Below are 22,403 nucleotides of genomic sequence, written 5' to 3'. Positions count from 1 at the left end.
CTGTCCGGGCTTTCTACCTTTTGACGGAGGGGTAGTCCCCTCTCGCCGGGACCTGAGTTACACCACCGCCAGCACGATGCCCGTGACCGCAGAGATGGTGAGAGTGGCGAAGGTGAGGATCATGCCGCTCATGCGGAAGACCAGCGGCTCCTTCGGCTGGGAGACACCATAGGCGTGCGATACGCGGCCAATCGTGAAAGCGAGACCGAGGGCATGCACGAGCAGAAGCGGTGCGCCCTGCAATTCGCACATGAGGATCAGGATCAGCACCAGCGGCACATATTCGGCAAAGTTGCCGTGCACGCGCTGACGGCGCAGCAGTTCGGCGTCGCCGCCATCACCCAGCGCCAGCTGAAGGCTCTTGCGGCGGCTGACGACGCGAAAACTCAGGAAGAGATAGACCAACCCCAGAATCCCGGCATAGATGGGGGTGGCGCTGAGAAGAAGTGCTGTCTGCTGCAAGATGGTTCTCCCGCTGCGGGCCGCAATGGCCCGCTCTCCTCCTGACGCGAGCAAGCTCCCGTCTCCCGTCAGGGTTTCAACATTCGACAATATTCACGGCGAGGCCTCCGGTCGAGGTCTCTTTGTATTTTCGGGCGTGCCAGTGTGATGCTGCGGCCCATTGTCTGGCTGCGTCCGGCGGCACCGCGAAGGTTCAATTCAGCAAGAAGTGCCACGCACACGGAGCAATGTCAGGGCCTCAGGACCACAAAGCCTCAAAAACCGCGAGCGAAAAGCCGATATGATCCGTCAGAAGGCGGGAAGCCCGGTCCGCGTCCCTGTCGAGAGCAGCCTGCATCAGGTCTGTATGCGGACCAAGACCAAGCGTCTTCTCGTAGGTTTCCCGCAGCCGCCCTTGCGGATCGTCATCCATGCGGGCGCGCACCTCCGGCGAGCTGAGCATATGCCGCTGGTGGCGCCGGAGCTGGTCATTCACCTGGCTGGCAAAAAGCTGCAGCCACGGCGCCTGCGTGCCCGAGAGAAGGGCTGCATGGAACGCATCGTGCCGCCGCTCCCACAGGTGGATGGCATCGCGCGCCGCATGCGGCACCGGCACGGGCGTGGAAGCCAGCAGGTGGTGGGCCGCCACGACACGCCCTTCCCAGTCTTCCCCACCCTCGGCAATGGAGCGGATGAAAAGCCTTGGCTCTATGGCAAGCCGCGCGTCCTGAAGATCGCGCAGGCTTTCCGCCGACACGCCGCAGACCCTGTAGCCGCGATTTGGCATCAGCACCACCAGCCGCTCGGCCTCCAGCCGCGACAGCGCCTCGCGCAGCGGCGTCCAGCCAAAGCCGAACCGCTCCTTCAACAGGGAAACGGTCAGCGGCGCATCCGGAGGCAGGGTGCATTCCAGAATGGCACCGCGCAGGGCGTTGTAGGCGTCTTCCGTCTTCGGCATTCCGCTTGGTGGTCCCGGTTGAGATTTCCCGTGCATCTGAGCAGGAATATATGACCTGTCAAATTATATATAATCCTTGCGGGCGTGCAGGTCCGCTGTTAGCGTGACCTCATGAGGCAGCCGTTGCTGCGGCAGTGCGCCCAGAGGGCGCGGCAAGACCGACTGAGGGAGATTTCATGTCCGGAACATCCAGCGTTCATCCGCTTGATCAGGGCGATCCGCTTGGCCCCAAGCGTGCCGCCTTTGCCCTGCCCGAGGGCGTTATCTATCTGGATGGCAACTCCCTTGGCACGTTGCCCGCCCATGTGCCGCAGCGGGTGGCCGATGTGGTGAGCAAGCAGTGGGGCGAGAGCCTCATCCGCGCATGGAACGAGCATGACTGGGTGGATCTGCCGCGCCGCGTAGGCGACCGGATCGGCCGTCTGGTGGGCGCGGCGCCCGGCACGGTGATTGCCGGAGACAGCACGTCGATCAACCTGTTCAAGGTGCTCTCGGCTGCCCTTGCCCTGCGCCCGGAGCGCAAGGTGATCCTCTCCGACACGGGCAATTTCCCGACGGATCTCTACATGGCGCAGGGCCTTCGGGACCTGCTGGACGCCGGCCATGAGCTGCGTCTTGTCGCGCCGGAAGAGGTGGCGGATGCCATCACGGACGAGGTCGCGGTGATGATGATCACCCAGGTCGACTACCGCACGGGCCGCCGTCATGACATGGCGGCGCTGACCCGCCTTGCCCATGAGGCTGGAGCCCTTGCCATCTGGGATCTTGCTCATTCCGCCGGTGCCTTCAAGGTGGAGCTGGATGTCTGCGGCGCCGATTTTGCCATCGGTTGCGGCTACAAGTATCTGAACGGCGGCCCCGGTGCTCCGGCTTTCCTTTATGTGGCAGAGCGGCACCAGGCCGTTGCCCGCCAGCCGCTGAACGGCTGGATGGGCCACGATGCGCCGTTTGCCTTTGATCTCGATTACCGCGGCGCCAGGGGCGTCGACCAGTTCCGCGTCGGCACGCCGCCGATCCTGTCGCTCTCCGCCCTGGATGCGGCGCTGGATGTGTTTGACGATGTAGATATGGACGTGCTGCGGGCCAAATCCGTTTCCCTGTGCGAACTGTTCATCAAGGAGGTGGAAAGCCGCTGCGAGGGTCTGGAACTGGCGAGCCCGCGCAATGCGGATGAGCGCGGCAGCCAGGTCTCCTTCCGCTTTGCCGAGGGCTATGCCCTGATGCAGGCACTGATCGCACGCGGTGTGATCGGCGATTTTCGCGCACCGGACATCGTTCGCTTCGGTTTTACCCCGCTCTATCTCTCTCACGGCGATGTGGTGAAGGCTGTCGATATTCTGGCGGACATTCTCGCCACCCGCAGCTGGGATGCACCGCAGTTCAAGACCCGCGCCAAGGTGACCTGAGATGACCGCCAAGACCCCCTATGATCCCTCGGAAGACGGCGCGCAGATGCGTTTTGACGGGCGCATGTCCTATGGCGACTACCTGTCGCTGGACAAGATCCTGACGGCACAGGCGCCTCTGTCGAAGGCCGATGACGAACTGCTGTTCATCATCCAGCACCAGACATCCGAATTGTGGATGAAACTGGCGCTGCATGAACTGGCTTCGGCCAAGGCCCATATCGCCAGCGGCAACGTTCAGCCGGCCTTCAAGCTGCTCACCCGCGTGGCGCGGATCTTCGAGCAGCTGAATTCGGCCTGGGATGTGCTGCGCACGATGACGCCCAGCGACTACACCACCTTCCGCGCGGCGCTCGGCCAGTCTTCCGGCTTCCAGTCGTTCCAGTACCGGGCGATCGAGTTCATTGCCGGCAACAAGAACGCGGCCATGATGCGCCCGCACGAGCATGTACCGGAGGTTCACGGCTGGCTGGAGGGCATCCGCCAGGAAACCAGCCTCTACGATGAGGCGATCCGCCTGCTGGCCCGCTCCGGCTTCGAGATTTCGGAAGCGATGCTGAACCGGGATGTGTCGCAGCCCTATGCGGCGGATGAGACGGTGCGGGCCGCCTGGATCGAGGTCTACCGGGACCCGGCGCGCTACTGGACGCTCTATGAGCTGGCCGAGAAGCTGGTGGATTTCGAGGATTATTTCCGGCGCTGGCGCTTCAATCATGTGACCACGGTGGAGCGGGTGATCGGCTTCAAGCGCGGCACCGGCGGCACCAGCGGCGTGGTCTATCTGCGGCGCATGCTGGAGGTGGTGCTCTTCCCCGAATTGTGGGATCTGCGCGCCGATCTGTGACCACACGGCAAATCCCGGTGAGCCAGTTTCATCGGGACCGGATCAGGCCCGGCGGGGGATGGCCTGCCGGGGCTTGCGCACTTTCAGCACCTTGGACTGGTTGCGCCGCCGCTCCTGATCCTCTTCGCACTGCAGGATAAGATCCGCAAAGGGGACCGGGCGGCTGAAGTGGAAGCCCTGATACTCATCGCAGCCATTGGCCCGCAGCCATTCAAGCTGTTCGGCCGTCTCGACGCCTTCCGCCACGATCCGCACATTCAGCACATTGCCGAGGGAGATGATCAGCCGGGTGATCGGAGCTGCCGTCTTCAGGTCATTGATGAAGGTGCGGTCGATCTTCAGCACGTCAATCGGGTAATTCTGCAAATAGGCAAGGTTGGAATAGCCGGTGCCGAAATCATCGATCAGGATATTGTAGCCGCACTTCTTCAGGCGTGACAGGGAGAAGCGCACGGACGGACTGTCGCCCAGCAGCATGGATTCGGTGATTTCGAAGCCGATCTTGCGCGGATCGCAGCCGGTCTCCTGCGGCAGCAGCAGAAGCTTTTCGATCAGCTCCTGATCCTGGAACTGGCGCACGGACAGGTTCAGCGAGAGGCTGATGTCAATGCCAGCATCTTGCAGATGCCTCTGGTGCAGCGCCACTTGCCGGTAGACCCATTCGCCCACCTCCACGATCATGCCGGTCTCTTCGCAGGCCGGAATGAAGCTGCCGGGGCTCAACAGTCCGCGCCTGGGATGCTGCCACCGGATCAGGGCTTCGGCCGAAAGGATCGCGCCGGTCTTGACGCAGACGCGCGGCTGGAAATGCAGGAGGAACTCGTTGTTCTCCAGCGCCCGCCAGAGGTCCTGTTCCAGCGCCACACGTTCATCAAGGCGCTGGCGCAGGTCCATGGAGAACGGGGTGACCTTGTTGGCCCGCCCGCCCCGCGCCTCGTAAAGCGCAAGGTCGCCATGACGCATCAAGGTGTCCATGTCCTTGCCGTCATCCGGGCAGACGCTCATCCCTGCGGCGGCGGTGACCTGCAGCATCTGACCGCCAATGTCCATGGGCTCGATGAACAGATCCAGCAGCTGCCGGCCGAAGTCCTGCGGGTTGAGGCCGTTCATCCGGTCAGGAATGCAGACAATGAACTCATCGCCGCCGAGCCGTGCCACCGTACCTTTGTCACCCGCAAAGCCGGACAGCCGCGCCGCGGCTGCACTCAGCAGCAGATCGCCGGTGACATGGCCAAGGGTCGTTGATGGCCTTGAAGCCATTGAGATCGATGAAATAGAGGTAGAGGCTCCGGCCTTCGGTCAGGGACGCATTGATCATGGCCGGGAGTTGAGACTGAAGATAGAGCCGGTTCGGCAATCCGGTCAGGAAGTCGTGGTCCGCCAGGAATCTGGCCCGTTCCTGGGTTTCCTTCAGCTCGGTGACATCAATCTCGCTGACCAGATAGGCCTGCACGCCGGTGACCGCATCGCGGCAGGTTCTGGCTGTAATCTCGTGCCAGCGGATGCCATGTGTGGTGCGGGTCTGGGCCACGACCTTGCAATCCGAGCCGTAGTCGAGGGCTCCCATCAGGGCCTCAGCGATGGTTCCGTCGACAAGCCGGTTCTGGAGGGTGAGATCGGCTTCGATCTGCGATGCGCGTGAGGCTGGATTGCGGTAGAGCGGCGCGCCATTGCGCGAGAACAGGGAGATCATGACCGGCGTATGCAGCAGCGCTTCAGCACTGCGCAGGGTCTCCGGCCTGATTTCGTGGTTGACGATGCCTTCGCACAGCATGCCGGTGCGCCCGTCCTTCAGGCGGATTCCCCGGAATATCACCTGCAGCGTTTTGGGTTCCCCAAGAGGGTAAAGTGTCCAGGTTTCGGCAAAGCTCGTATCGCTCCGCTGGAAGTCGGCCTTGTACTGGTTCAGCCGTTCGGCGACCGCCCGGGACATGTCGGAGCCGAGGTCACGGGAGCGCAGGTGTTCGATGCTCGAAGCTCCCCACACATCGAGGCCGCTGGCATTGGCCCACAGGATACGCTTCAGATCAAAGTCATAGATCCAGAGTGCGGTCGCGACGCGGCCGAGCTGGGCAAGCAGCTCTCCTGCTTCCACCTCGCTAATCCGGAAGATATCGTCCGTCACTGACTTCATTTAACCGGCGCCGTATATCCTTGGGGTCAATTCTCAAAAATGAGCAGATGTATCTACAGTGACGATCTGGCGTTGATATTGTGAAGTTTGACAGGTTTCGGGGTGTCCAAAGAAATGCCAAGCCTCTTTCAATCTCTAATCGCATTCTCATGTATCAGTATTCATTGAATGTGTTTTCCAAGCCTTAATCGGGATAGTTACGAATAAGTAAATTTTAATGCATGCGCGTTGCCAAATTCGTTTGAGATTATGCCGCTTTCAGGTTTCAGTGCCGGTCGGAAGCCCTGTTATGGTAAATAGGTCTCGGCTGCCGGAATATGGAAGAGGTTGAAAATACTTGTAATTTCATTTCTCATCTTTTCTGTCCGGGGCGGCCGGTGCCGTTTTATTTATCTCTGGTTGAGTCCGGGTAGTTGCGATCTGCTGTGTTTTGGCATCCGGGAAGGCGTCTCCGGCCAGCCAGCTGGTTCGGCCTTGTCAGGGGAGGCGAAAAGGCGCTCTTGATATATTTTAAATTTAAAGTAATCTCATCGGCAGACTGCTTCCGCGCTTCATCGGGCGTTGTCAGGCCAAGGCTTCGGGATGCTGGCGCATCCCGCCTTGATTGCTCCGGCGCCGCACCGGCTTGACCGGCTTTCAATGAGTGAGGCCCAGTGAGAGTTGGTATTGCTGGCTGTAACCGGAGTTTGCCTTGTCCCGTCTTATCGACATAACCCCGCCGCTTCGGGCCAGTTCTGCCGTCTTTCCGGGTGACGCGCGCTTCGAGCTGCGGCAGACCTTCTCCATTGGTCCCGGCTGCCCGGTCAATGTGGCGGCTTTCTCCATGTCCGTGCATTGCGGCGCCCATGCGGACGCGCCGCTGCACTATGCGAAAGAGGGCGCCACGATCGATCAGCTGGCGCTGGAGGATTACATCGGTCCGGCCCGGGTGATCGACGCAAGAGGTGCTGGACCCCTCGTCGAGCCGCAGGATATTGAAGCAGCGCTGGCGGACGTGCCGCAACGGGTGCTCCTGCGCTGCGAAGAGAGCCTTGATCCGGATGTGTGGCCGGAAGGCTTCCGCACTCTGGCGCCGGAGACGGTCGAACTGCTGGCCTCCCGGGGCGTGCGGCTGGTGGGTGTCGATGTGCCGTCGGTTGATCCGGACACGTCCAAGGATCTTCCCTCTCACATGACCGTGTTTCGCCATGACATGCGAATTCTGGAAAATCTGGTACTGGCGAGCGTCGAACCGGGGGATTATGAGTTGATTGCTCTGCCCATCCGGCTAGAAGGACTGGATGCGGCGCCTGTCAGGGCTGTCCTGCGCACGCTTGCGAGGGACTGAGGGAAATCTGACACCGGGCGCAAAAAGAAACAATAAGGGCGCTGTCAATCGCAGCGGCGGGGAAAATCAGATGCTGGAACTCGACCAGCTTGTCATGCAGTTTGGTGGCTTCACGGCTGTTGATCACTGTACCTTCCAGGTGAAGGAAGGCACGATCACAGGCCTGATCGGACCCAATGGCGCTGGCAAGACGACGCTTTTCAATCTCATTGCAGGTGCATTTCCTCCGGTGGCGGGCAAGATCCGCTTCTGCGGTGAGGATGTGACCGGCCTGCCGGCCAACAAACTGTTCCACAAGGGGCTGGTGCGCACCTTCCAGATCCCGCACGAGTTTCACCGGCTGACGGCGCTGGAAAACCTGATGATGGTGGCCCCGGCCCAGCCGGGCGAGAACCTTCTGGCCAACTGGTTCAACTGGGGCAAGGTGGCCAGCACAGAGGCGGAGGTGGTCCGCCGGGCCTGGGAAACGCTGGACTTCCTCGAACTTACCCATGTGGCAGGCGAGCGGGCCGGCAATCTCTCCGGCGGCCAGAAGAAGCTGCTGGAACTGGGCCGCACCATGATGACGGATGCGAAGCTGGTGCTGCTGGATGAGCCTGCGGCCGGCGTCAACCGCACCCTCTTGCGCAAGCTGGAAGAAAAGATCCAGATCCTCAACCGGGAGCGCGGCTACACCTTCATCCTCATCGAGCACGACATGGAGATGATCGAGAAGCTCTGCCATCCGGTCGTCTGCATGGCCGAGGGCAAGGTGCTGATTGCCGGGGACTTCCAGACCGTGCGTTCCGATCCAAGGGTGCTCGAAGCCTATCTCGGTGAAACGCAGGGAGATGCAGCATGAGCGCGCTCCTGACGATGCAGTCCCTCACCGGGGGCTATGGCGAGGCCAACATTCTCAATCAGGTGTCGATGACGGTGAATGACCGCGAGATCGTGGTCATCGTCGGCCCCAACGGGGCGGGCAAATCCACCGCGATGAAGGCCATCTTCGGCCTTCTCACCATTCGCGGCGGCTCCATCACCTTCGACGGCACCGACATCACCAACTGGGCGCCGAACCAGATCGTCCAGCGCGGCATCTGCTACGTGCCGCAGGTGGACAATATCTTCCGCGAAATGAGCATCCACGAAAATCTCGAAATGGGTGCCTTCCTGCGCAAGGGCGATCTCTCGGCCGCCTTTGACCGGGTGTACACGCTGTTCCCGGACTTGAAGGCGCGCCGCAAGACGCCGGCGGGCAATCTCTCCGGCGGGCAGCGGCAGATGGTGGCCATGGGCCGGGCCCTGATGCTCGACCCCAAGCTCCTGCTGCTGGACGAGCCGACGGCGGGCCTTTCGCCGAAATACATGGAGCAGATCTTCCAGATCAGCCGCGATGTCCGCGATACGGGCGTTGCCATCCTGCTGGTGGAGCAGCATGCCAAGCAGGCCCTTGCCTTTGCCGACCGGGCCTATGTGCTGGCGGCGGGTGCCAACCGGCACGAAGGCACGGGGCAGGCTCTTCTCGCCGACCGCGAGGTCGCAGAAATGTTCCTGGGCGGGTGAGGCTGAGACAAGATGACCTTTCTGGATTTCATCAATTTCTACATCGTGCCGGGGCTCGTCATGGGCTCCATCTATGCGCTGGGCGCCGTCGGCATCACGCTGGTGTTTGCGATCCTGCGCTTTGCGCATCTGGCCCATGGTGATCTGGCAACGCTCGGTGCCTTCCTGGCGCTGGCGCTGGTGACGGCTCTCGGCATTCCGCCCCTGGCGGCGCTGCCCTTTGCCATCCTGGCGACAGCGGGCGTGGCGGTGGGGCTCGACAAGGTGTTCTACGAGCACCTGCGCAACCGGCCCAAGATCATCACCGTGATGGCAACGCTGGGTGCGGCCCTGATGATCCGCGCCGTGGTGCAGGTGGTCTGGGGTGTCGATACCCAGACCTATTCCCGCGGGCTGGTGCGGCCGGAGAACTACTTCGGCATCCGGGTGCGCGACCGGGAGATCTACACCCTCATCGCCATGCTGGCGCTGGTGGCCGGCCTGCAGCTGTTCCTGTCCCGCTCCAAGTGGGGCAAGGCCATGCGCGCCATGTCGGACAATCCCAACCTGGCGCTGCTGTCGGGCATCGACAACCGCAAGGTCGTCATGCTGACATGGATGATCGCAGGCGGCCTGTGCGCGGCAGCCGGCGTGTTCCTGGGGCTCAACACCGAGCTGAAGCCGATGATGGGCTGGTCCATGCTGCTGCCGATGTTCGCGGCGGCCATTCTGGGCGGCGTCGGCCGCGTGGAAGGGGCCGTGCTGGGCGGCCTCATTGTGGGCATCGCCGAAGAGGTCTCCGTGGTGTTCATTCCCAGTGAATACAAGGCGGCAATGGCCTTCGCGATTCTGCTGTTCATGCTGCTGGTGCGGCCCACCGGGCTTCTGCGCGGCAAGGTGCTCTGACGGGGAGATTGCGCCATGGAACTCATTGGCCTTGCAAACTACGCCCTGTTCATGGGTGTCTTCATCGGCATCTACGCGCTTCTGGCGCTGGGGCTGAACATTCAGTGGGGCTTCACAGGCCTCTTCAATGCGGGTATCGCGGGCTTCTTTGCCGTCGGGGCCTACACCTCGGCGATCCTGACGAGCCCGCATGTGGCCGGCCGGCTTGGCGGTTTTGATCTGCCGGTTCTTGCCGGGTGGGCAGGCGCCATGCTGATGGCAGGGGCCATCGCCTGGCCAATCGGCAAGATCTGTCTGCGCTTCCGCTCCGATTATCTCGCCATCGCCACCATCGGCATTGCCGAGATCATCCGCCTCGTCATCAAGTCCGAAGATGCATTGACGGGCGGCGCACGCGGCATCACGCGCATTCCGCGCCCCTTCGGCGATCTGCCCTATGTGCAGTCGCAGATGGCCTATCTCGCCATTGTCATCGTGGTGCTGGGCATTGCCTACATGCTGATCCAGCGGCAGATCAATTCGCCCTGGGGCCGCATGATGCGCGCCATCCGTGACAACGAGCTGGCCGCCACCGCCATGGGCAAGGACATTGCCTACCGCCGCCTGCAGTCCTTCATCTTCGGCGCGGCGCTGATGGGCCTTGGCGGGGCGCTCTTCGCCCATTTCAACCGCGCCATCACCCCGGAAGCCATCGACCCGATGATTGCCACCTTCCTCGTCTGGATCATGCTGATCCTCGGCGGGTCGGGCAATAACAGGGGAGCAATCCTGGGTGCGGCGATTGTATGGATCATCTGGTCCGTTTCAGAGATTGCAACGGACCGCCTGCCGCATGAATATGCGGTCAAGGCCAAGTACATCCGCGTCTTCCTCATCGGGTTGATGCTGCAGCTGGTCCTGCGCTTCCGCTCCGAGGGGCTGTTGCCGGAAACCCTTCCGGAAAACCCGCCCAGGCCGCAGAAGCAGGGGACTGGCGCCTGACCTGGCCGCGGGACTGAAGTTTGCAATGAGGGGCAAAAGCCCCCGCTTTGTGGAGGTAATGAAATGACGCATAAGCTTCTCGCTCTGGCAGGTTCGCTCCTGGCCGCGACTGCTCTGGCCAGCGTTCCGGCCAAGGCAGATGTGAAGATTGGCCTGCTCGGCGGCATTTCCGGCCCGATTGCAGCCATGGCTCCGGCCATGATTGATTCGGCCCAGATGGCGATTGCCGAAGTGAACGAGCAGGGCGGCATTCTGGCCGGTGAAAAGCTCGTGCCGGTCATCGGCGACAGCGCCTGCAACCCGCAGAACGGCACGGACGCCGCCACCAAGGCCGTGAACATCGACGGCGTTGTCGGCATCGTCGGCCCGCATTGCTCGGGCGCCGTGATTGCCGCTGCCAACTCGGTCACCATCCCGGCCGGCATCGCGCTGATCACCCCGTCGGGCACCTCGCCGGAAATCACCAGCCTGAAGGACAATGACACCGTGTTCCGCACCGTGCCGTCCGACGACTTCCAGGGCCGTGCTCTTGCCCGTACCCTGAAGGAGCAGGGCTATGGCAAGGTGGCTGTCGCCTACCTCAACAATGACTATGGCTCCGGCCTCGCCAATGCCTTCAAGGCTGAATACGAAGAGATCGGCGGAGAGATCGCCGGTTTTGCCGCCCATGAAGGCGAGCGCGCCTCGTACCGCTCGAACCTCGCTGAACTCGCCAAGGGCGGTGCCGACACGCTCGTCATCTTCGACTATGGTGATGGCAGCGGCCTGACCATGCTGCGCGAAGCGCTGGAGAACGGCTTCTTTGAGAAGTTCGTCGGCGGTGACGGCATGAAGTCCGACGCTCCGATCCGCGAGCTGGGTGCAGACAACCTCACCACCTTCGTGGCTTCTTCTCCGGTCGGCGAGCAGTCCGCAGCCCTCGAAGCCTTCAATGCGGCCTTCAAGGCCAAGGGCGGCGATCCGGATGCGATCTTCGTCACCACCTCCTATGACGCGGCCTTCCTGATGGCTCTGGCCATCGAAAAGGCAGGCGGCGACAAGACCAAGGTGGCAGCTGCCATCCGTCAGGTGGCCGGTGCTGAAGGCGGCGAGCCGATCCTGCCGGGCGAGTGGGCGAAGGCCAAGGCTCTGATCGCCGAAGGCAAGGCCATCGACTATCAGGGCGCTGCAGGCGAGCACTCCTTCGACGAGGCCGGCGACGTTCCGGGCGCTTACTCCCTGTTCAAGGTCGGCGCCAACGGCTTCGAAGTCCTGACCGAAATGAAGTGACATGGTTCCGGCCCCGTTGCGGGCCGGTACCCGGCACATGCGATCATGCGAGACCGGCGGCCCCAAAGGCTGCCGGTTTTCGTTTGAAGATCTGTTCACTCTCCGTCGTCATCCCGGCCAAGCGTAGCGCGAGCCGGGACCGGTGAGCCGGGGTGTAAGTTGGTTGTCCCAAGAGCTAGAGCCGCAAGACCGTGGCTCACCGGTCCCGGATCTCCGCTTCGCTGCGTCCGGGATGACGACGGAAAGGCTATGGCTGCGTTTTTGACGACTGCTGGTTTTCGTTTGGATGCGGTGGTGATCAGCCGCGGAAGATGAAGCCAGCGCCAACGGCGATCAGCGAGAAGCCGATCAGGTGATTGAAGCGCAGCGGCTCGCCCAGATAGAAAACGGAGAAGAGCACGAAGACCGTCAGCGTCAGGACTTCCTGAATGGTCTTCAGTTCGGCAGCATTGAAATAGCCGTAGCCGATACGGTTGGCAGGAACCTGCAGGCAATATTCGAAAAAGGCGATGCCCCAGCTGACCATGATGACGATCCAGAGCGCGGTGCTCTTGAACTTCAGATGGCCATACCAGGCGAAAGTCATGAAGATGTTGGAGGCCAGCAGGAGACCGATGGTCACCAGCGGAACGGGAAGGGAAGCCATGTCAGGATGCACTCCGGCAAGAAAAGGCGCTGGCCGGGCATGATTCCTGCCGCGTGACCAGACGCCTTCACTTGCGCGCAGTTTGCGGCGCGCGCAAGGCCTTCGTGACCCCTCCCTGCGTCATTTTGTCAGAATCAGTTTGCCGAGCTTGGTGATCGTCAGCCGGTAGGTCTCGTCATTGTGCCGGATGCGCACTTCGCGCGAGCCCTTGAACAGGGAGGTGCTGTCCAGCATGCCGTTATGGTCTGCCGCAGCGCTCTTGCGCATGCCCGGAAGGCTCAGCTTTTCCTGGCGCAGGCTGTTCTGGCTGGGCACGGCGTGGGAGGGGGGAACGTGGCGCATGAAATTACCTCGACAGCTCAACAGTTTGGACAAGTTCCAATGTGCGGTGCACCCGCAACATTTAACTTGACTGTAATACTCATAATAAGCTATCAAGACAAGGCCTGAGCGGCGGTGCTTCGGAAATCGCGTCCTTCGAACCACATGCCCTCAGGAGGCTGACCTTCAGTCAAAATGCCTGGCAAGCCAGCTGTTTTCTCCTCTCCCTCAGACAGCAAGCCAGCCCGGCGTTCCCCGCTTCAAGCGGGGAGGCCTGCGGGCCCGATTCTGCCCTTTGAGGCGATCTCTCCCCGAACAGATTTCCCCGAACAGATTTTCCGCAACAGCCAGTCACCTGAGCGCAATCCTCGGTTGCCGCCGCGTGAGCGCCTGACCGTTGCTGTCCAAGAAAAAACGCCGGACCTGTCAGGACCGGCGTCTCAATGCAATCGCCTTGCGGCCTGCCGTCGCGGGGAACCGGTCAGCTGGCGGCGGCGAGAGAGATTTCGCCGATGTTCAGCAGCTGGCGCAGATCCGTGCGGTTCTCGGAGATGTCTTCGATGGTCTTGCTGTCCAGCACGTCCATGAAGGCCTCCAGCGCTTCGTGCAGCACGCCGTTGAAGCCGCAGGTCGTCAGGATCGGGCAATCCTTCCGGCCGGAGTTGAAGCATTCCGCCAGATAGAAGGATTCTTCGGCAACCCGCACAACCTCGCCCAGCGTGATCTGGTCGGCGGGTCTCGCCAGAACGATCCCGCCATTGCGGCCGCGAAGGGTCTTGATGAGGTCCGCATCCACCAGGATCTTCATGATCTTGAACAGGTGCGTTTCGGACATGCCGAAGCTGGCGGCAATCTCTGCCACCTTGCTGGGACGGTCCGGGTTCGCTGCGCAGTACATCAGCGTGCGAACGGCATAGTTGGTTTGTTGAGTAAGACGCATAGGTTTTAATATGTCCTCAAGAGGGGCAACCGTCAATGGGGTAAACGCGTAAGGATCGCAGAATTCTGCGGCTTACGGACTTGTTGCCGATACGTCAGGTTTTTGCGTCTTCCGGGGGCAGATTACCCGGCAAAAAGATGTCGATGCCGATCCGCTCCTGTTCCGCGATCACCGGTGTGCCGTCAATCAGCGCCTTCAGCACCCGGACTGCGCTGCGGATCTCGTGGCCGGGGTTCTGGGCGATCAGCGCATCAATGGTGCCGTCGAGCAGCGCCCGGCGGGTGTATGGCGTCAGTTCATGGGCGATGAAGGTTACCTGCCGCGCCACGCCGCGTTCCTCCAGCGCCGAAATGACACCCCGGTTGCCGCCGCCCGCATTGTAGAGCCCTTCGAGGTCCGGATGCTCATCCAGCAGCCGCAGGGTGATGTCGCGGGTGCGCTCATTGTCATCGCGGCCTTCGCGCACCTTCAGCGCCTGCAATCCGGGCTGAAGCTCTTCCAGCACCTCAAGGCAGCTGCCGTGGCGCTCCGCATGGTCGCGCAGGCCCAGCGAGCCGGCAATGAAGCCGACCTTGGCCGTGGAGCCGGGGCGGTTGCCGGCAATGAACCGGGCGAGCAGCTGCCCGGCAGAGCGCCCCGCTGCCACATTGTCGATGCCGGCAAAATGCGCGCGCGCCGAGGCCGGATGATCGGAGATGAGGGTGACCACAGGCACGTCCCGCATGGCCAGCCGGTCGATGGCGGCACGCACCTCCGGTGAGCTGGGTGCAACCACGGCCACCCCGTCGCAGATGCTCTTGTCGAGCACGGCCAGCGTTCCGGCGACCGAATGGCTGTCGAAGGCATCGATGGGGGTGATGGTCATCACCACCCGCTCGCCCGCAACACGCAGCGCCACCTGTTCCGCCTCCCGCTTCAGATCTTCCATGAAGGCGTTGGTGCTCTGGGGGATGAGGAAATGCAGCCGGTAGCGGCGGCGTTTGGCCAGGTTGGCGGCATGGACATCAGGCGTATAGCCCAGGTCCCGCACGGCCGTTTCAACCCGCTCAACCGTTGCGGCCCGCACACCCGGCCTGCCGTTCAGCACCCTGTCGACGGTGGCAAGGCTCACTCCGGCCCGCGCCGCCACATCATGAATGGTCACACGCTGCATCATCACTCCCCAGCTGCCCCGACTATAGCCGCCGCGTCGGGCTTGTCAGCAATTTTGTGCAATGCAGCAAGTGCTGCTTTCAGCCGAGCACAGCCTGTCCTGCCGCATGGCCCGAGGCCCAGGCCCACTGGAAATTGAAGCCGCCGAGGTGGCCGGTCACATCCACCACCTCGCCGATGAAATAGAGCCCCGGCACATCATTGGCCTCCATGGAGCGGGAGGAGAGGGCGGTGGTGTCCACGCCACCCAATGTCACCTCCGCCGTGCGGTAGCCTTCGGTGCCTGCAGGCAGCAGCTGCCAGCTGTTGATGGCGCTGCCCGTCTTCTGCAGCACCTTGTCGGGCTGATCGGCCAGCCGTCCGCCAAAGCCATGGGCGGCGCTCAGCTCTTCCGCCAGCCGCTTGGGCAAAAGTCCGGCGAGCGCGGTGCGCACATCCTGCTTGCCATGGCTGGTCTTGCCCGCCTTCAGCGCGGCAAACACATCGGTCTGCGGCAGCAGGTCGACGGTAATCGGCTGGCCCTCGCGCCAGTAGGACGAGATCTGCAGGACCGACGGGCCGGAAAGCCCCCGGTGCGTGAAGAGCAGGCCTTCGCGGAAACGCGTCTTGCCGAAGCTGACGACCGCATCCACCGAGACGCCTGCAAGCTTGGTGCAGAGGATCTTGTTGTCGTCCGAAAAGGTCAGCGGCACCAGCGCCGGACGGGGCGGAACGACGGCAAGGCCAAACTGTTTTGCAATCTCGTAGCCGATGCCGGTGGCGCCCATCTTCGGGATCGACGGCCCGCCGGTCGCCACCACCAGCGCCCGGGCGCGCAGGGCGCCGCGGGAGGTGGCAACGGAAAACCGGTAATCCGGCTTGCTGACGGCGGTGAAGGACGTCTCCATCCACAGCTTCACCCCCGCCGCCTCCGCCTCGCGCAGCAGCATGTGGATGATGTCCATGGCGGCGTTGTCGCAGAACAGCTGGCCCAGCGTCTTCTCATGCCAGGGAATGCGGTGCGCCTCCACCAGCTTCAGAAAATGCTGCGGCGTATAGCGTTTCAGCGCCGAAACGCAGAAGCGCGGGTTCTGCGACAGGAAATTGGCCGGCGTGGTGTGCAGGTTGGTGAAATTGCACCGCCCGCCGCCGGAAATGCGGATCTTCTCCGCCGGGCGTTTGGCATGGTCGATCACCAGCACGGAAAGCCCCCGCTTTCCCGCCTCAATCGCACACATCAACCCGGCCGCCCCGGCGCCGAGAACAAGAACATCAATATCGGTCATGCCGTGCTTATAGGACTTTGCCGGTGGGACGGCTAGCGGGGGGATGATACCGTAGATGTCTCCCGGACCCTCAATTCGTGATGCAGGCTCACACCTTCGAAATGGCTACGCACCGCCGCCCGGCGCTAACGCACCAAATGCAGCAAAAACGTCACGTGGAATTATCCGGCCGGGTAAATGTGCAAGGGCTGCGGTTGGCAGCACCTGTCATGCCCCATCCATCAGGGCCCGTTCTACGATCTCCGAGATGAACGCGCTCTTTTCTGACGTGTACCGGTCGCCGTCGTACGGAAATTGATCTGCAAGCCGGCGTTTCAAAGCAGCATATGCGGCAGCCGCCTCGTCATGCTGCCGCAGATAGTCCCGGAATAGTATCCTGCGCTCGTGAGTCCGGTTTGAGGGCGGGCAAAGATAGGCTCTGATCTGGGGCGTGCGCTGCTTCCACAGGAAGGCCCACATATCGTCATCGTACCGGTTTCCACGAGGCTCAAAGCCGATTTTTATCAGCTCCGCGCTCGCACAAGGAATGTCATCCAAACTCGACACAGTGATGTTGATATCAATAACCGGTTTCGCGGCCAAACCTGGCACGGAAGTGCTGCCGATGTGGTCGATGGAAACAACATATTTTGCCAGCCTCGTCCTCAAAAGGACTTCAGCGGCGGTGAAATCACTCGGCCATTTTTGATCGTAAGCGCAGATTTCGACTAGGGTGGGCATGAATGTACCGCCAGTATCGGAACACCTGACGTTAACCGATTCACTTGGTCCATGTCGTCCTTGAGGCCGGTAATTGCCGTCATAAACGCCTTGCATCTTGCCCCATTGTGGCACGGCCTCTCCGCTCCCGTCCCCCTCCGCCTTGAGGCTACCGGATTCACATTTCAGGTCCGGAAACTACCCGCAATGAGGCGTTTGCTTTTCGGGAGGACGCCTGCCGCCCCCCTCCCCCTGGTGGGGAGGGGTGAGGGGTGGGGGGCTCTGAGCCGAAAACTATATGAAAGACAGATAGATGCCTGGAGCGGCATCAAGACGAACGGCTGTCCGGAACCAATGGATACTCTGGCAGACGGAGAGGCCTTTCCCCCCACCCCTAACCCCTCCCCACGAGGGGGAGGGGGGCTGAAACGCCGTGCCGGAATAACCAGACTGCTGGCTGTCTGCACACCCTCTCCCGCTCAAAGCACGATGTGTGCATGCAGTAGCCCCTTGAAGGGGGATAGGAGTTGGTGCCTGACGGGCTAGCCGGACTAATCCCTGCCCTGTCCCCCCCTCAATAAGCCGCCTCGGTCCGTCCCATTTCCACGTAGACGCTCTTGATCTGGCTGTAGTGGGCAATGGCGGCGTGGCCGTTTTCGCGGCCGATGCCGGAGGATTTGAAGCCGCCGAAGGGCATCTGGATGGGGGTGAGGTTGTAGGTGTTGATCCAGCAGGTGCCGGCCTGAAGCTGGCCGATGACCCGGTGGGCGCGCTGGATGTCGCGGGTGAAGACGCCGGCGCCGAGGCCGAATTCGGTGGCGTTGGCGCGGGTGATGACTTCATCTTCCGTTTCGAAATCGAGCACGCACATCACCGGGCCGAAGATTTCCTCGCGGGCAATGCGCATGCTGTCCTTAACATCGGCAAAGACAGTCGGCTCCACGAACAGCCCTTGCGGGAACTGCGGCACCTGCGCCGCCTTGCCGCCGCAGACGAGCCTTGCGCCTTCGTCCTGGCCCAGCTTCATGTAGCCCAGCACCTTGTCATACTGCGCCTTTGACACGAGCGGGCCGAGGTTGACGGCCTCGTCCAGCGGGCCACCCATCACCGCATTGGCGGCGCGCTCCGCAAGGCGCTTCAGGAAGGCTTCCTTCAGGCCCTTTTGCACGAAGACGCGGGTGCCGTTGGAGCAGATCTGTCCGGTGGAATAGAAATTGGCGTTGATTGCCGCCGAGACGGCGCTTTCGAGATCTGAATCATCGAACAGGATCAGCGGCGACTTGCCGCCCAGTTCCAGCGTCAGATGTTTGAGGTTCGCCCCCGCAAGGCCCGCGACCTTGCGGCCCGTCGGCACGGAGCCGGTGACGGAGACCTTGGCGACAGCCGGATGGGAGACAAGCTTTGCCCCCACATCGCCCGCGCCCTGCACCACATTGAAGACACCGGCGGGAACGCCAGCTTCGGTGAGCGCTTCAGCCAGCTTCAGGGCGGAGAGCGGCGTCACTTCGGAGGGCTTGAAGATCATGGCATTGCCGCAGGCAAGGGCAGGGGCGGCCTTCCAGCAGGCGATCTGGATCGGATAGTTCCAGGCGCCGATGCCAACGCAGATGCCCAGCGGCTCGCGCCGGGTGTAGGCGAAGGAGCCGCCCAGATCGATGTGCTCGCCGGTCAGCGTGGCAGCGAGATTGCCGAAATATTCAAGGCAGTCGGCGCCGGAAGCCGCATCGGCGATGAGCGTTTCCTGCAAGGGCTTGCCGGTGTCCAGCGTTTCAAGCTCGCTCAGCTCCCGGTTGCGCGCCCGCAGGATCTCCGCTGCCCGGCGCAGCACCCGGCCGCGTTCCGGGGCAGGCGTTGCCGCCCAGAGCTTCTGCCCCTCGCGGGCTGCGGCAATGGCGGCTTCGATGGTCGCGTCACCGGCGCCATGCAGCCGGGCGATCACTTCGCCGGTGGCCGGGTAGATGCTGTCGAATGCGGGGCCTTCGGGGCTCTCCACATAGGCGCCGCCGATATAGTGGGAAGCTGCGGGTTGCGCGCGCATGGGCTTCGTTCCGTTCTGTTGACTGGGTGCCACTGCGGGCACGCTCCTGTTCGGTCTTTTGGCTCAACGCTGGCTGTTTTGCCAGTCCGGATGGATCCACGGCTCCTGATTGGAGGCGGGCAGGGGCGTGCGGCCGAGGATATGGTCCGAGGCCTTCTCGCCCACCATGATCGAGGGGGCGTTGAGATTGCCGTTGGTCACCTGCGGGAAGATGGAACTGTCCGCCACCCGCAAGCCCTCGACGCCGATCACCCGGCATTCCGGGTCCACCACGGCCATGGGATCGTCCTTGGCCCCCATGCGGCAGGTGCCGCAGGGGTGATAGGCGCTTTCCGCATGTTCGCGGATGAAGCCGTCCAGCTCATCATCGCTCTGCAGATGGCTGCCGGGCTGGATTTCCTTGCCCCGGAAGGGTGTGAAAGCCTCCTGCCCGAAGATCTCCCGGGTCAGGCGGATGCAGGCGCGGAAATCGGCCCAGTCATCGGCATGGGACATGTAGTTGAAGCGGATCGACGGCTTGTCCAGCGGATCACCGCTTCTGAGCCGCACTTCGCCACGGGACTTGGAGCGCATCGGCCCGACATGGGCCTGGAACCCGTGCCCCTCCGCCGCTGCCTTGCCGTCATAGCGCACGGCAAAGGGGATGAAGTGGAACTGGATGTCCGGATAGTCGATGCCGGCCTTCGAGCGGATGAAGGCGCAGGCCTCGAACTGGTTGGAAGCGCCAAGCCCCGTGCCGGTGAACAGCCACTGCGCCCCGATCAGGGCCTTGGAGACAAGGTTCCAGTGCTTGTAGAGCGTGATCGGCTGGGTGCAGGCCTGCTGCAGGTAAAGCTCCAGATGGTCCTGCAGGTTGGCGCCAACGCCGGGCCGGTCCGCCACAACTTCGATGCCGTTGTCCTTCAGGTGCTGCGCCGGGCCGATGCCGGAGTGCATCAGCAGCTTGGGCGAGTTGATCGACGAGGCGGAGATGATCACTTCGCGCCGGGCATGGGCCACCTGCGGCGCGCCGCTGCCGCGCTGATACTCAACGCCGGTGGCGCGGCCGTTTTCGATGATGACGCGGCGCACGAGGGCACCGGTGATCAGCTCCACATTGCCGCGCTTGAGGGCGGGCTTCAGATAGGCATTGGCGGCGGACCAGCGCTGACCCTTGTAAACGGTCATCTCCATGTCGCCGAAGCCTTCCTGCTTCTCGCCATTGTAGTCGGCGGTGGTCTCGTAACCGGCCTGCCGCCCGGCTTCGATGAAGGCATTGAACAGCGGATTGTGCTTGGGTCCGCGCTGCACATGCAGCGGGCCGCTGCGCCCGCGCCAGCTCTCGTCACCGGCCTTGGCATTCTCCATCCGCTGGAAATAGGGCAGCACATGCCGGTAGCCCCAGCCGCTGGCGCCCATGTCCTCCCAGGTGTCGAAGTCCCGCGCGTGGCCGCGCACATAGACCATGCCGTTGATGGAGGACGAGCCGCCGATCACCTTGCCGCGTGGGGTCGCCAGCACCCGCCCGCCCAGATGCGGCTCCGGCTCGCTGGCAAAGCCCCAGTCATAGCGGCGCATGTTCATGGGATAGGAGAGGGCGGCAGGCATCTGGATGAAGGGCCCGGCATCCGTGCCGCCGAACTCCAGCACCAGCACGCGGTTTGCAGGATCTTCCGACAGGCGCGCGGCCATGGCACAGCCCGCAGAGCCGGCCCCCACGATGATGAAGTCATATCCGCTCATGGCTGCACCTCGTTCCCGGCTCCGGATTTGCGCATGCGGATCTGCGCTTCCACATAGTCCTCTACCATTCGGATGGCGGCTTCCCGGTCCGGCGATTTCCGGCTCAGGGCCTGACGGATCCACACGCCGTCGATCATGGATGCAGTACCTTCGGCGACCTCGGCCGCATCCTTTTCCGGCAGGAAGGCCTTGAGGCTGAAGGTCAGGTTGGAGGTGAGGCGCGCGGCATAGATGCGCAGCAGGCGCTGATTGGATTCGGCCGTCTGGGCCTGCGCATAGAAGGACAGCCAGGCCGCAATCACCGCCTCGCGGAACTGCTCGGGATCGAAGTTCCCGGCGATGATCGCCGAAATCCGCTCGCGCGGGGTGGAGGCTGCGGCAAGCCGCGCGCGGATGCCCTGACCCAGCTCATGCAGCAGGTGCCGCATGGTGGCCGCAAGCAATTGATCCTTCGAGCCAAAATAGTGGTGCGCCAGACCGCCGGACACACCGGCGCGCCGGGCGATCTGCGCAATCGTCACGTCGCAGAAGCCTGTCTCGTGAATCGCATCCACGGTTGCTTCGATAAGGGTGCGGCGGCGTTCCGCTTCCATCCCGATTTTCGGCATCAGGCACTCCTTTCCTCACCCTATGGATATTTTTAATTGATCGATCAATCAATCAAAACTTGCCAAGCCTGCGGCAAAATGTTTCATTAGCAAAATCCAGAGGGGCAAACCGCACCGCAAAGACGGTCGTAGAAAAGGTTCCCCATTGCATAAGGGGTCCTGCCGGGTTCATTTGGGCGTGAACACCGGGGACGAGTCCTGTTATTACAGGGCGTCAACGCGAAAGCAGGAGAAAGAACCGGATGAAGCGTATATCCACTTTCATCGCCGGGCCGGCAGCGGGTTTTGCCCTTGCCATGACCTTGACGGGCAGCGCCCTGGCGCTGGAACCTGAAAGCTGCAAGATGGTGCGGTTCTCGGATGTGGGCTGGACCGACATCACCGCGACAACCGCCGTCACCACCACGCTTCTTCAGGGGCTGGGCTATGAGACGGATATCAAGATCCTCTCCGTCCCGGTCACCTACGCCTCGCTCAAGAACAAGGACATCGACGTCTTCCTGGGCAACTGGATGCCCACCATGGAGGCGGACATCGCGCCCTACCGTGAGGATGGGTCGGTCGAGACGGTCCGCGCCAATCTGGAAGGCGCCAAATACACGCTCGCCGTGCCGCAATACACCTACGACAAGGGCCTCAAGAGCTTTGCCGACATTGCCAAGTTCAAGGACAGTCTGAACGGCAAAATCTACGGCATCGAGCCTGGAAACGACGGAAACCGTCTCATCATCGGCATGATCGACCAGGATGAGTTCGGCCTGAAGGATTTCGAGGTGGTGGAAAGCTCCGAGCAGGGCATGCTGGCGCAGGTCGCCCGGGCCACCAGCCGGAAGCAGGATGTGGTTTTCCTCGGCTGGGCGCCGCACCCGATGAATTCCAGTTTCGAAATCGCCTATCTGGATGGCGGCGATGACGTGTTCGGCCCCGATTATGGCGGCGCCACCGTCTACACCAATGTGCGCCAGGGCTATGTTGCCGAATGTGCCAATGTGGGCAAGCTGCTGACCAATCTCGAATTCACCCTCGAGATGGAAAACAAGATCATGGGCGCGATCCTGAACGACAACGCCGATCCCGCCAAGGCGGCCGCCGAATGGCTCAAGGCCAATCCGGCCAGCTTCGAAGGCTGGCTTGAGGGCGTGACCACCCGCGACGGCGGTGAAGCCATTCCGGCTGTGAAGCAGGCCCTCGGCCTCTGAACCCACCCGTACACTCCGGTGAG

21 protein-coding genes and 1 pseudogene are annotated in these 22,403 nt (G+C 62.4%); 9 read left to right on the top strand and 13 right to left on the bottom strand.

What is annotated here, in order from left to right; genetic code table 11:
* Positions 1-57: 57 nt before the first annotated feature.
* Entirely contained in the window at positions 58-462 is a 405-nt protein-coding gene (locus ACVNHC_RS03060; protein ID WP_050472144.1) for an MAPEG family protein, read from the bottom strand.
* A gap of 238 nt (positions 463-700) precedes the next feature.
* Positions 701-1,399 (bottom strand): GntR family transcriptional regulator, encoded by a 699-nt coding sequence (locus tag ACVNHC_RS03055; protein ID WP_457166398.1) that lies wholly within the window; start codon positions 1,397-1,399, stop codon positions 701-703.
* A gap of 176 nt (positions 1,400-1,575) precedes the next feature.
* Here ACVNHC_RS03055 and kynU point away from each other — a divergent pair, with 176 nt between their 5' ends.
* A complete protein-coding gene (gene kynU, locus ACVNHC_RS03050) occupies positions 1,576-2,805 on the top strand; it encodes a kynureninase (protein ID WP_457166397.1) in 1,230 nt (409 codons plus the stop codon).
* A 1-nt stretch (position 2,806) separates the two neighbouring features.
* Positions 2,807-3,649, top strand: a complete 843-nt coding sequence (gene kynA, locus ACVNHC_RS03045; RefSeq protein WP_457166396.1) for a tryptophan 2,3-dioxygenase — start codon at positions 2,807-2,809, stop codon at positions 3,647-3,649.
* 42 nt (positions 3,650-3,691) lie between these two features.
* On the opposite strand, the gene ACVNHC_RS03040 is transcribed toward kynA, so the two are convergent.
* Both ACVNHC_RS03040 and ACVNHC_RS03035 read right to left on the bottom strand, forming a co-directional pair.
* Positions 3,692-4,543, bottom strand: a complete 852-nt coding sequence (locus tag ACVNHC_RS03040; protein WP_457166490.1) for a putative bifunctional diguanylate cyclase/phosphodiesterase — start codon at positions 4,541-4,543, stop codon at positions 3,692-3,694.
* Positions 4,544-4,615: 72 nt separating this feature from the next.
* A pseudogene (locus ACVNHC_RS03035) lies at positions 4,616-5,216 on the bottom strand (diguanylate cyclase domain-containing protein); the annotation flags it as partial.
* A gap of 1,258 nt (positions 5,217-6,474) precedes the next feature.
* On the opposite strand from ACVNHC_RS03035, the gene kynB reads away from it, so the two are divergent.
* The 6 genes from kynB (at position 6,475) to ACVNHC_RS03005 (ending at position 11,790) form a co-directional block, all read left to right on the top strand.
* Positions 6,475-7,110, top strand: coding sequence for an arylformamidase (gene kynB / locus ACVNHC_RS03030; RefSeq protein ID WP_457166395.1), 636 nt, complete (start codon positions 6,475-6,477; stop codon positions 7,108-7,110).
* A 70-nt stretch (positions 7,111-7,180) separates the two neighbouring features.
* Positions 7,181-7,951: an ABC transporter ATP-binding protein gene (locus ACVNHC_RS03025; RefSeq protein WP_050472138.1), complete on the top strand. Its 771-nt coding sequence runs from the start codon at positions 7,181-7,183 to the stop codon at positions 7,949-7,951.
* The gene (locus ACVNHC_RS03020) at positions 7,948-8,655 is read left to right on the top strand and encodes an ABC transporter ATP-binding protein (RefSeq protein WP_457166394.1); all 708 of its coding nucleotides are present in this window, start codon (positions 7,948-7,950) and stop codon (positions 8,653-8,655) included. The genes ACVNHC_RS03025 and ACVNHC_RS03020 overlap by 4 nt, the downstream gene beginning before the upstream one ends.
* A 12-nt stretch (positions 8,656-8,667) precedes the next feature.
* Positions 8,668-9,540: a branched-chain amino acid ABC transporter permease gene (locus ACVNHC_RS03015; protein ID WP_123193556.1), complete on the top strand. Its 873-nt coding sequence runs from the start codon at positions 8,668-8,670 to the stop codon at positions 9,538-9,540.
* 15 nt (positions 9,541-9,555) lie between these two features.
* Positions 9,556-10,521: a branched-chain amino acid ABC transporter permease gene (locus ACVNHC_RS03010; RefSeq protein WP_050472135.1), complete on the top strand. Its 966-nt coding sequence runs from the start codon at positions 9,556-9,558 to the stop codon at positions 10,519-10,521.
* A gap of 63 nt (positions 10,522-10,584) precedes the next feature.
* Positions 10,585-11,790, top strand: a complete 1,206-nt coding sequence (locus ACVNHC_RS03005) for an ABC transporter substrate-binding protein (protein ID WP_050472134.1) — start codon at positions 10,585-10,587, stop codon at positions 11,788-11,790.
* 298 nt (positions 11,791-12,088) lie between these two features.
* Here the strand turns inward: ACVNHC_RS03005 and ACVNHC_RS03000 are convergent, their stop codons facing one another.
* The 9 genes from ACVNHC_RS03000 to betI form a co-directional block, all read right to left on the bottom strand.
* A complete protein-coding gene (locus ACVNHC_RS03000) occupies positions 12,089-12,436 on the bottom strand; it encodes a DMT family protein (protein WP_050472133.1) in 348 nt (115 codons plus the stop codon).
* A gap of 120 nt (positions 12,437-12,556) precedes the next feature.
* Positions 12,557-12,778 (bottom strand): hemin uptake protein HemP, encoded by a 222-nt coding sequence (hemP, locus tag ACVNHC_RS02995; RefSeq protein ID WP_244274454.1) that lies wholly within the window; start codon positions 12,776-12,778, stop codon positions 12,557-12,559.
* 460 nt (positions 12,779-13,238) lie between these two features.
* The gene (locus tag ACVNHC_RS02990) at positions 13,239-13,697 is read right to left on the bottom strand and encodes an Rrf2 family transcriptional regulator (RefSeq protein ID WP_082205851.1); all 459 of its coding nucleotides are present in this window, start codon (positions 13,695-13,697) and stop codon (positions 13,239-13,241) included.
* A gap of 94 nt (positions 13,698-13,791) precedes the next feature.
* Positions 13,792-14,853, bottom strand: coding sequence for a LacI family DNA-binding transcriptional regulator (locus tag ACVNHC_RS02985; RefSeq protein WP_122519308.1), 1,062 nt, complete (start codon positions 14,851-14,853; stop codon positions 13,792-13,794).
* Between the two features lie 76 nt (positions 14,854-14,929).
* Complete coding sequence (locus ACVNHC_RS02980) at positions 14,930-16,114, bottom strand: NAD(P)/FAD-dependent oxidoreductase (RefSeq protein ID WP_457166393.1); 1,185 nt, start codon at positions 16,112-16,114, stop codon at positions 14,930-14,932.
* A gap of 207 nt (positions 16,115-16,321) precedes the next feature.
* A complete protein-coding gene (locus ACVNHC_RS02975) occupies positions 16,322-16,834 on the bottom strand; it encodes a GrpB family protein (protein ID WP_457166392.1) in 513 nt (170 codons plus the stop codon).
* A gap of 553 nt (positions 16,835-17,387) precedes the next feature.
* The gene (betB, locus tag ACVNHC_RS02970; RefSeq protein WP_457166391.1) at positions 17,388-18,851 is read right to left on the bottom strand and encodes a betaine-aldehyde dehydrogenase; all 1,464 of its coding nucleotides are present in this window, start codon (positions 18,849-18,851) and stop codon (positions 17,388-17,390) included.
* Between the two features lie 63 nt (positions 18,852-18,914).
* Entirely contained in the window at positions 18,915-20,573 is a 1,659-nt protein-coding gene (gene betA, locus ACVNHC_RS02965; RefSeq protein ID WP_457166390.1) for a choline dehydrogenase, read from the bottom strand.
* Complete coding sequence (gene betI / locus ACVNHC_RS02960) at positions 20,570-21,181, bottom strand: transcriptional regulator BetI (protein ID WP_050472126.1); 612 nt, start codon at positions 21,179-21,181, stop codon at positions 20,570-20,572. The genes betA and betI overlap by 4 nt, the downstream gene beginning before the upstream one ends.
* Positions 21,182-21,423: 242 nt before the next feature.
* On the opposite strand from betI, the gene ACVNHC_RS02955 reads away from it, so the two are divergent.
* The gene (locus ACVNHC_RS02955; protein WP_122519311.1) at positions 21,424-22,380 is read left to right on the top strand and encodes a choline ABC transporter substrate-binding protein; all 957 of its coding nucleotides are present in this window, start codon (positions 21,424-21,426) and stop codon (positions 22,378-22,380) included.
* The last annotated feature ends 23 nt before the right edge of the window (positions 22,381-22,403 follow it).

The sequence above is a fragment of the Pannonibacter sp. Q-1 genome, assembly GCF_054073275.1.
Note: the sequence above shows the minus strand (reverse complement) of the source record. Positions and strands in the feature narration are given on the sequence as shown.

What these genes read in the sequence shown, in the direction of transcription:
- ACVNHC_RS03055 (WP_457166398.1), bottom strand. Translation starts at nt 1,399, where the DNA reads ATGCCGAAGACGGAAGACGCCTACAACGCCCTGCGCGGTGCCATTCTG.
- kynU (WP_457166397.1), top strand. Translation starts at nt 1,576, where the DNA reads ATGTCCGGAACATCCAGCGTTCATCCGCTTGATCAGGGCGATCCGCTT.
- kynA (WP_457166396.1), top strand. Translation starts at nt 2,807, where the DNA reads ATGACCGCCAAGACCCCCTATGATCCCTCGGAAGACGGCGCGCAGATG.
- ACVNHC_RS03040 (WP_457166490.1), bottom strand. Translation starts at nt 4,543, where the DNA reads ATGGACCTGCGCCAGCGCCTTGATGAACGTGTGGCGCTGGAACAGGAC.
- ACVNHC_RS03025 (WP_050472138.1), top strand. Translation starts at nt 7,181, where the DNA reads ATGCTGGAACTCGACCAGCTTGTCATGCAGTTTGGTGGCTTCACGGCT.
- ACVNHC_RS03020 (WP_457166394.1), top strand. Translation starts at nt 7,948, where the DNA reads ATGAGCGCGCTCCTGACGATGCAGTCCCTCACCGGGGGCTATGGCGAG.
- ACVNHC_RS03015 (WP_123193556.1), top strand. Translation starts at nt 8,668, where the DNA reads ATGACCTTTCTGGATTTCATCAATTTCTACATCGTGCCGGGGCTCGTC.
- ACVNHC_RS03010 (WP_050472135.1), top strand. Translation starts at nt 9,556, where the DNA reads ATGGAACTCATTGGCCTTGCAAACTACGCCCTGTTCATGGGTGTCTTC.
- ACVNHC_RS03005 (WP_050472134.1), top strand. Translation starts at nt 10,585, where the DNA reads ATGACGCATAAGCTTCTCGCTCTGGCAGGTTCGCTCCTGGCCGCGACT.
- ACVNHC_RS03000 (WP_050472133.1), bottom strand. Translation starts at nt 12,436, where the DNA reads ATGGCTTCCCTTCCCGTTCCGCTGGTGACCATCGGTCTCCTGCTGGCC.
- hemP (WP_244274454.1), bottom strand. Translation starts at nt 12,778, where the DNA reads ATGCGCCACGTTCCCCCCTCCCACGCCGTGCCCAGCCAGAACAGCCTG.
- ACVNHC_RS02990 (WP_082205851.1), bottom strand. Translation starts at nt 13,697, where the DNA reads ATGCGTCTTACTCAACAAACCAACTATGCCGTTCGCACGCTGATGTAC.
- ACVNHC_RS02985 (WP_122519308.1), bottom strand. Translation starts at nt 14,853, where the DNA reads ATGATGCAGCGTGTGACCATTCATGATGTGGCGGCGCGGGCCGGAGTG.
- ACVNHC_RS02980 (WP_457166393.1), bottom strand. Translation starts at nt 16,114, where the DNA reads ATGACCGATATTGATGTTCTTGTTCTCGGCGCCGGGGCGGCCGGGTTG.
- ACVNHC_RS02975 (WP_457166392.1), bottom strand. Translation starts at nt 16,834, where the DNA reads ATGCCCACCCTAGTCGAAATCTGCGCTTACGATCAAAAATGGCCGAGT.
- betB (WP_457166391.1), bottom strand. Translation starts at nt 18,851, where the DNA reads ATGCGCGCGCAACCCGCAGCTTCCCACTATATCGGCGGCGCCTATGTG.
- betA (WP_457166390.1), bottom strand. Translation starts at nt 20,573, where the DNA reads ATGAGCGGATATGACTTCATCATCGTGGGGGCCGGCTCTGCGGGCTGT.
- betI (WP_050472126.1), bottom strand. Translation starts at nt 21,181, where the DNA reads ATGCCGAAAATCGGGATGGAAGCGGAACGCCGCCGCACCCTTATCGAA.
- ACVNHC_RS02955 (WP_122519311.1), top strand. Translation starts at nt 21,424, where the DNA reads ATGAAGCGTATATCCACTTTCATCGCCGGGCCGGCAGCGGGTTTTGCC.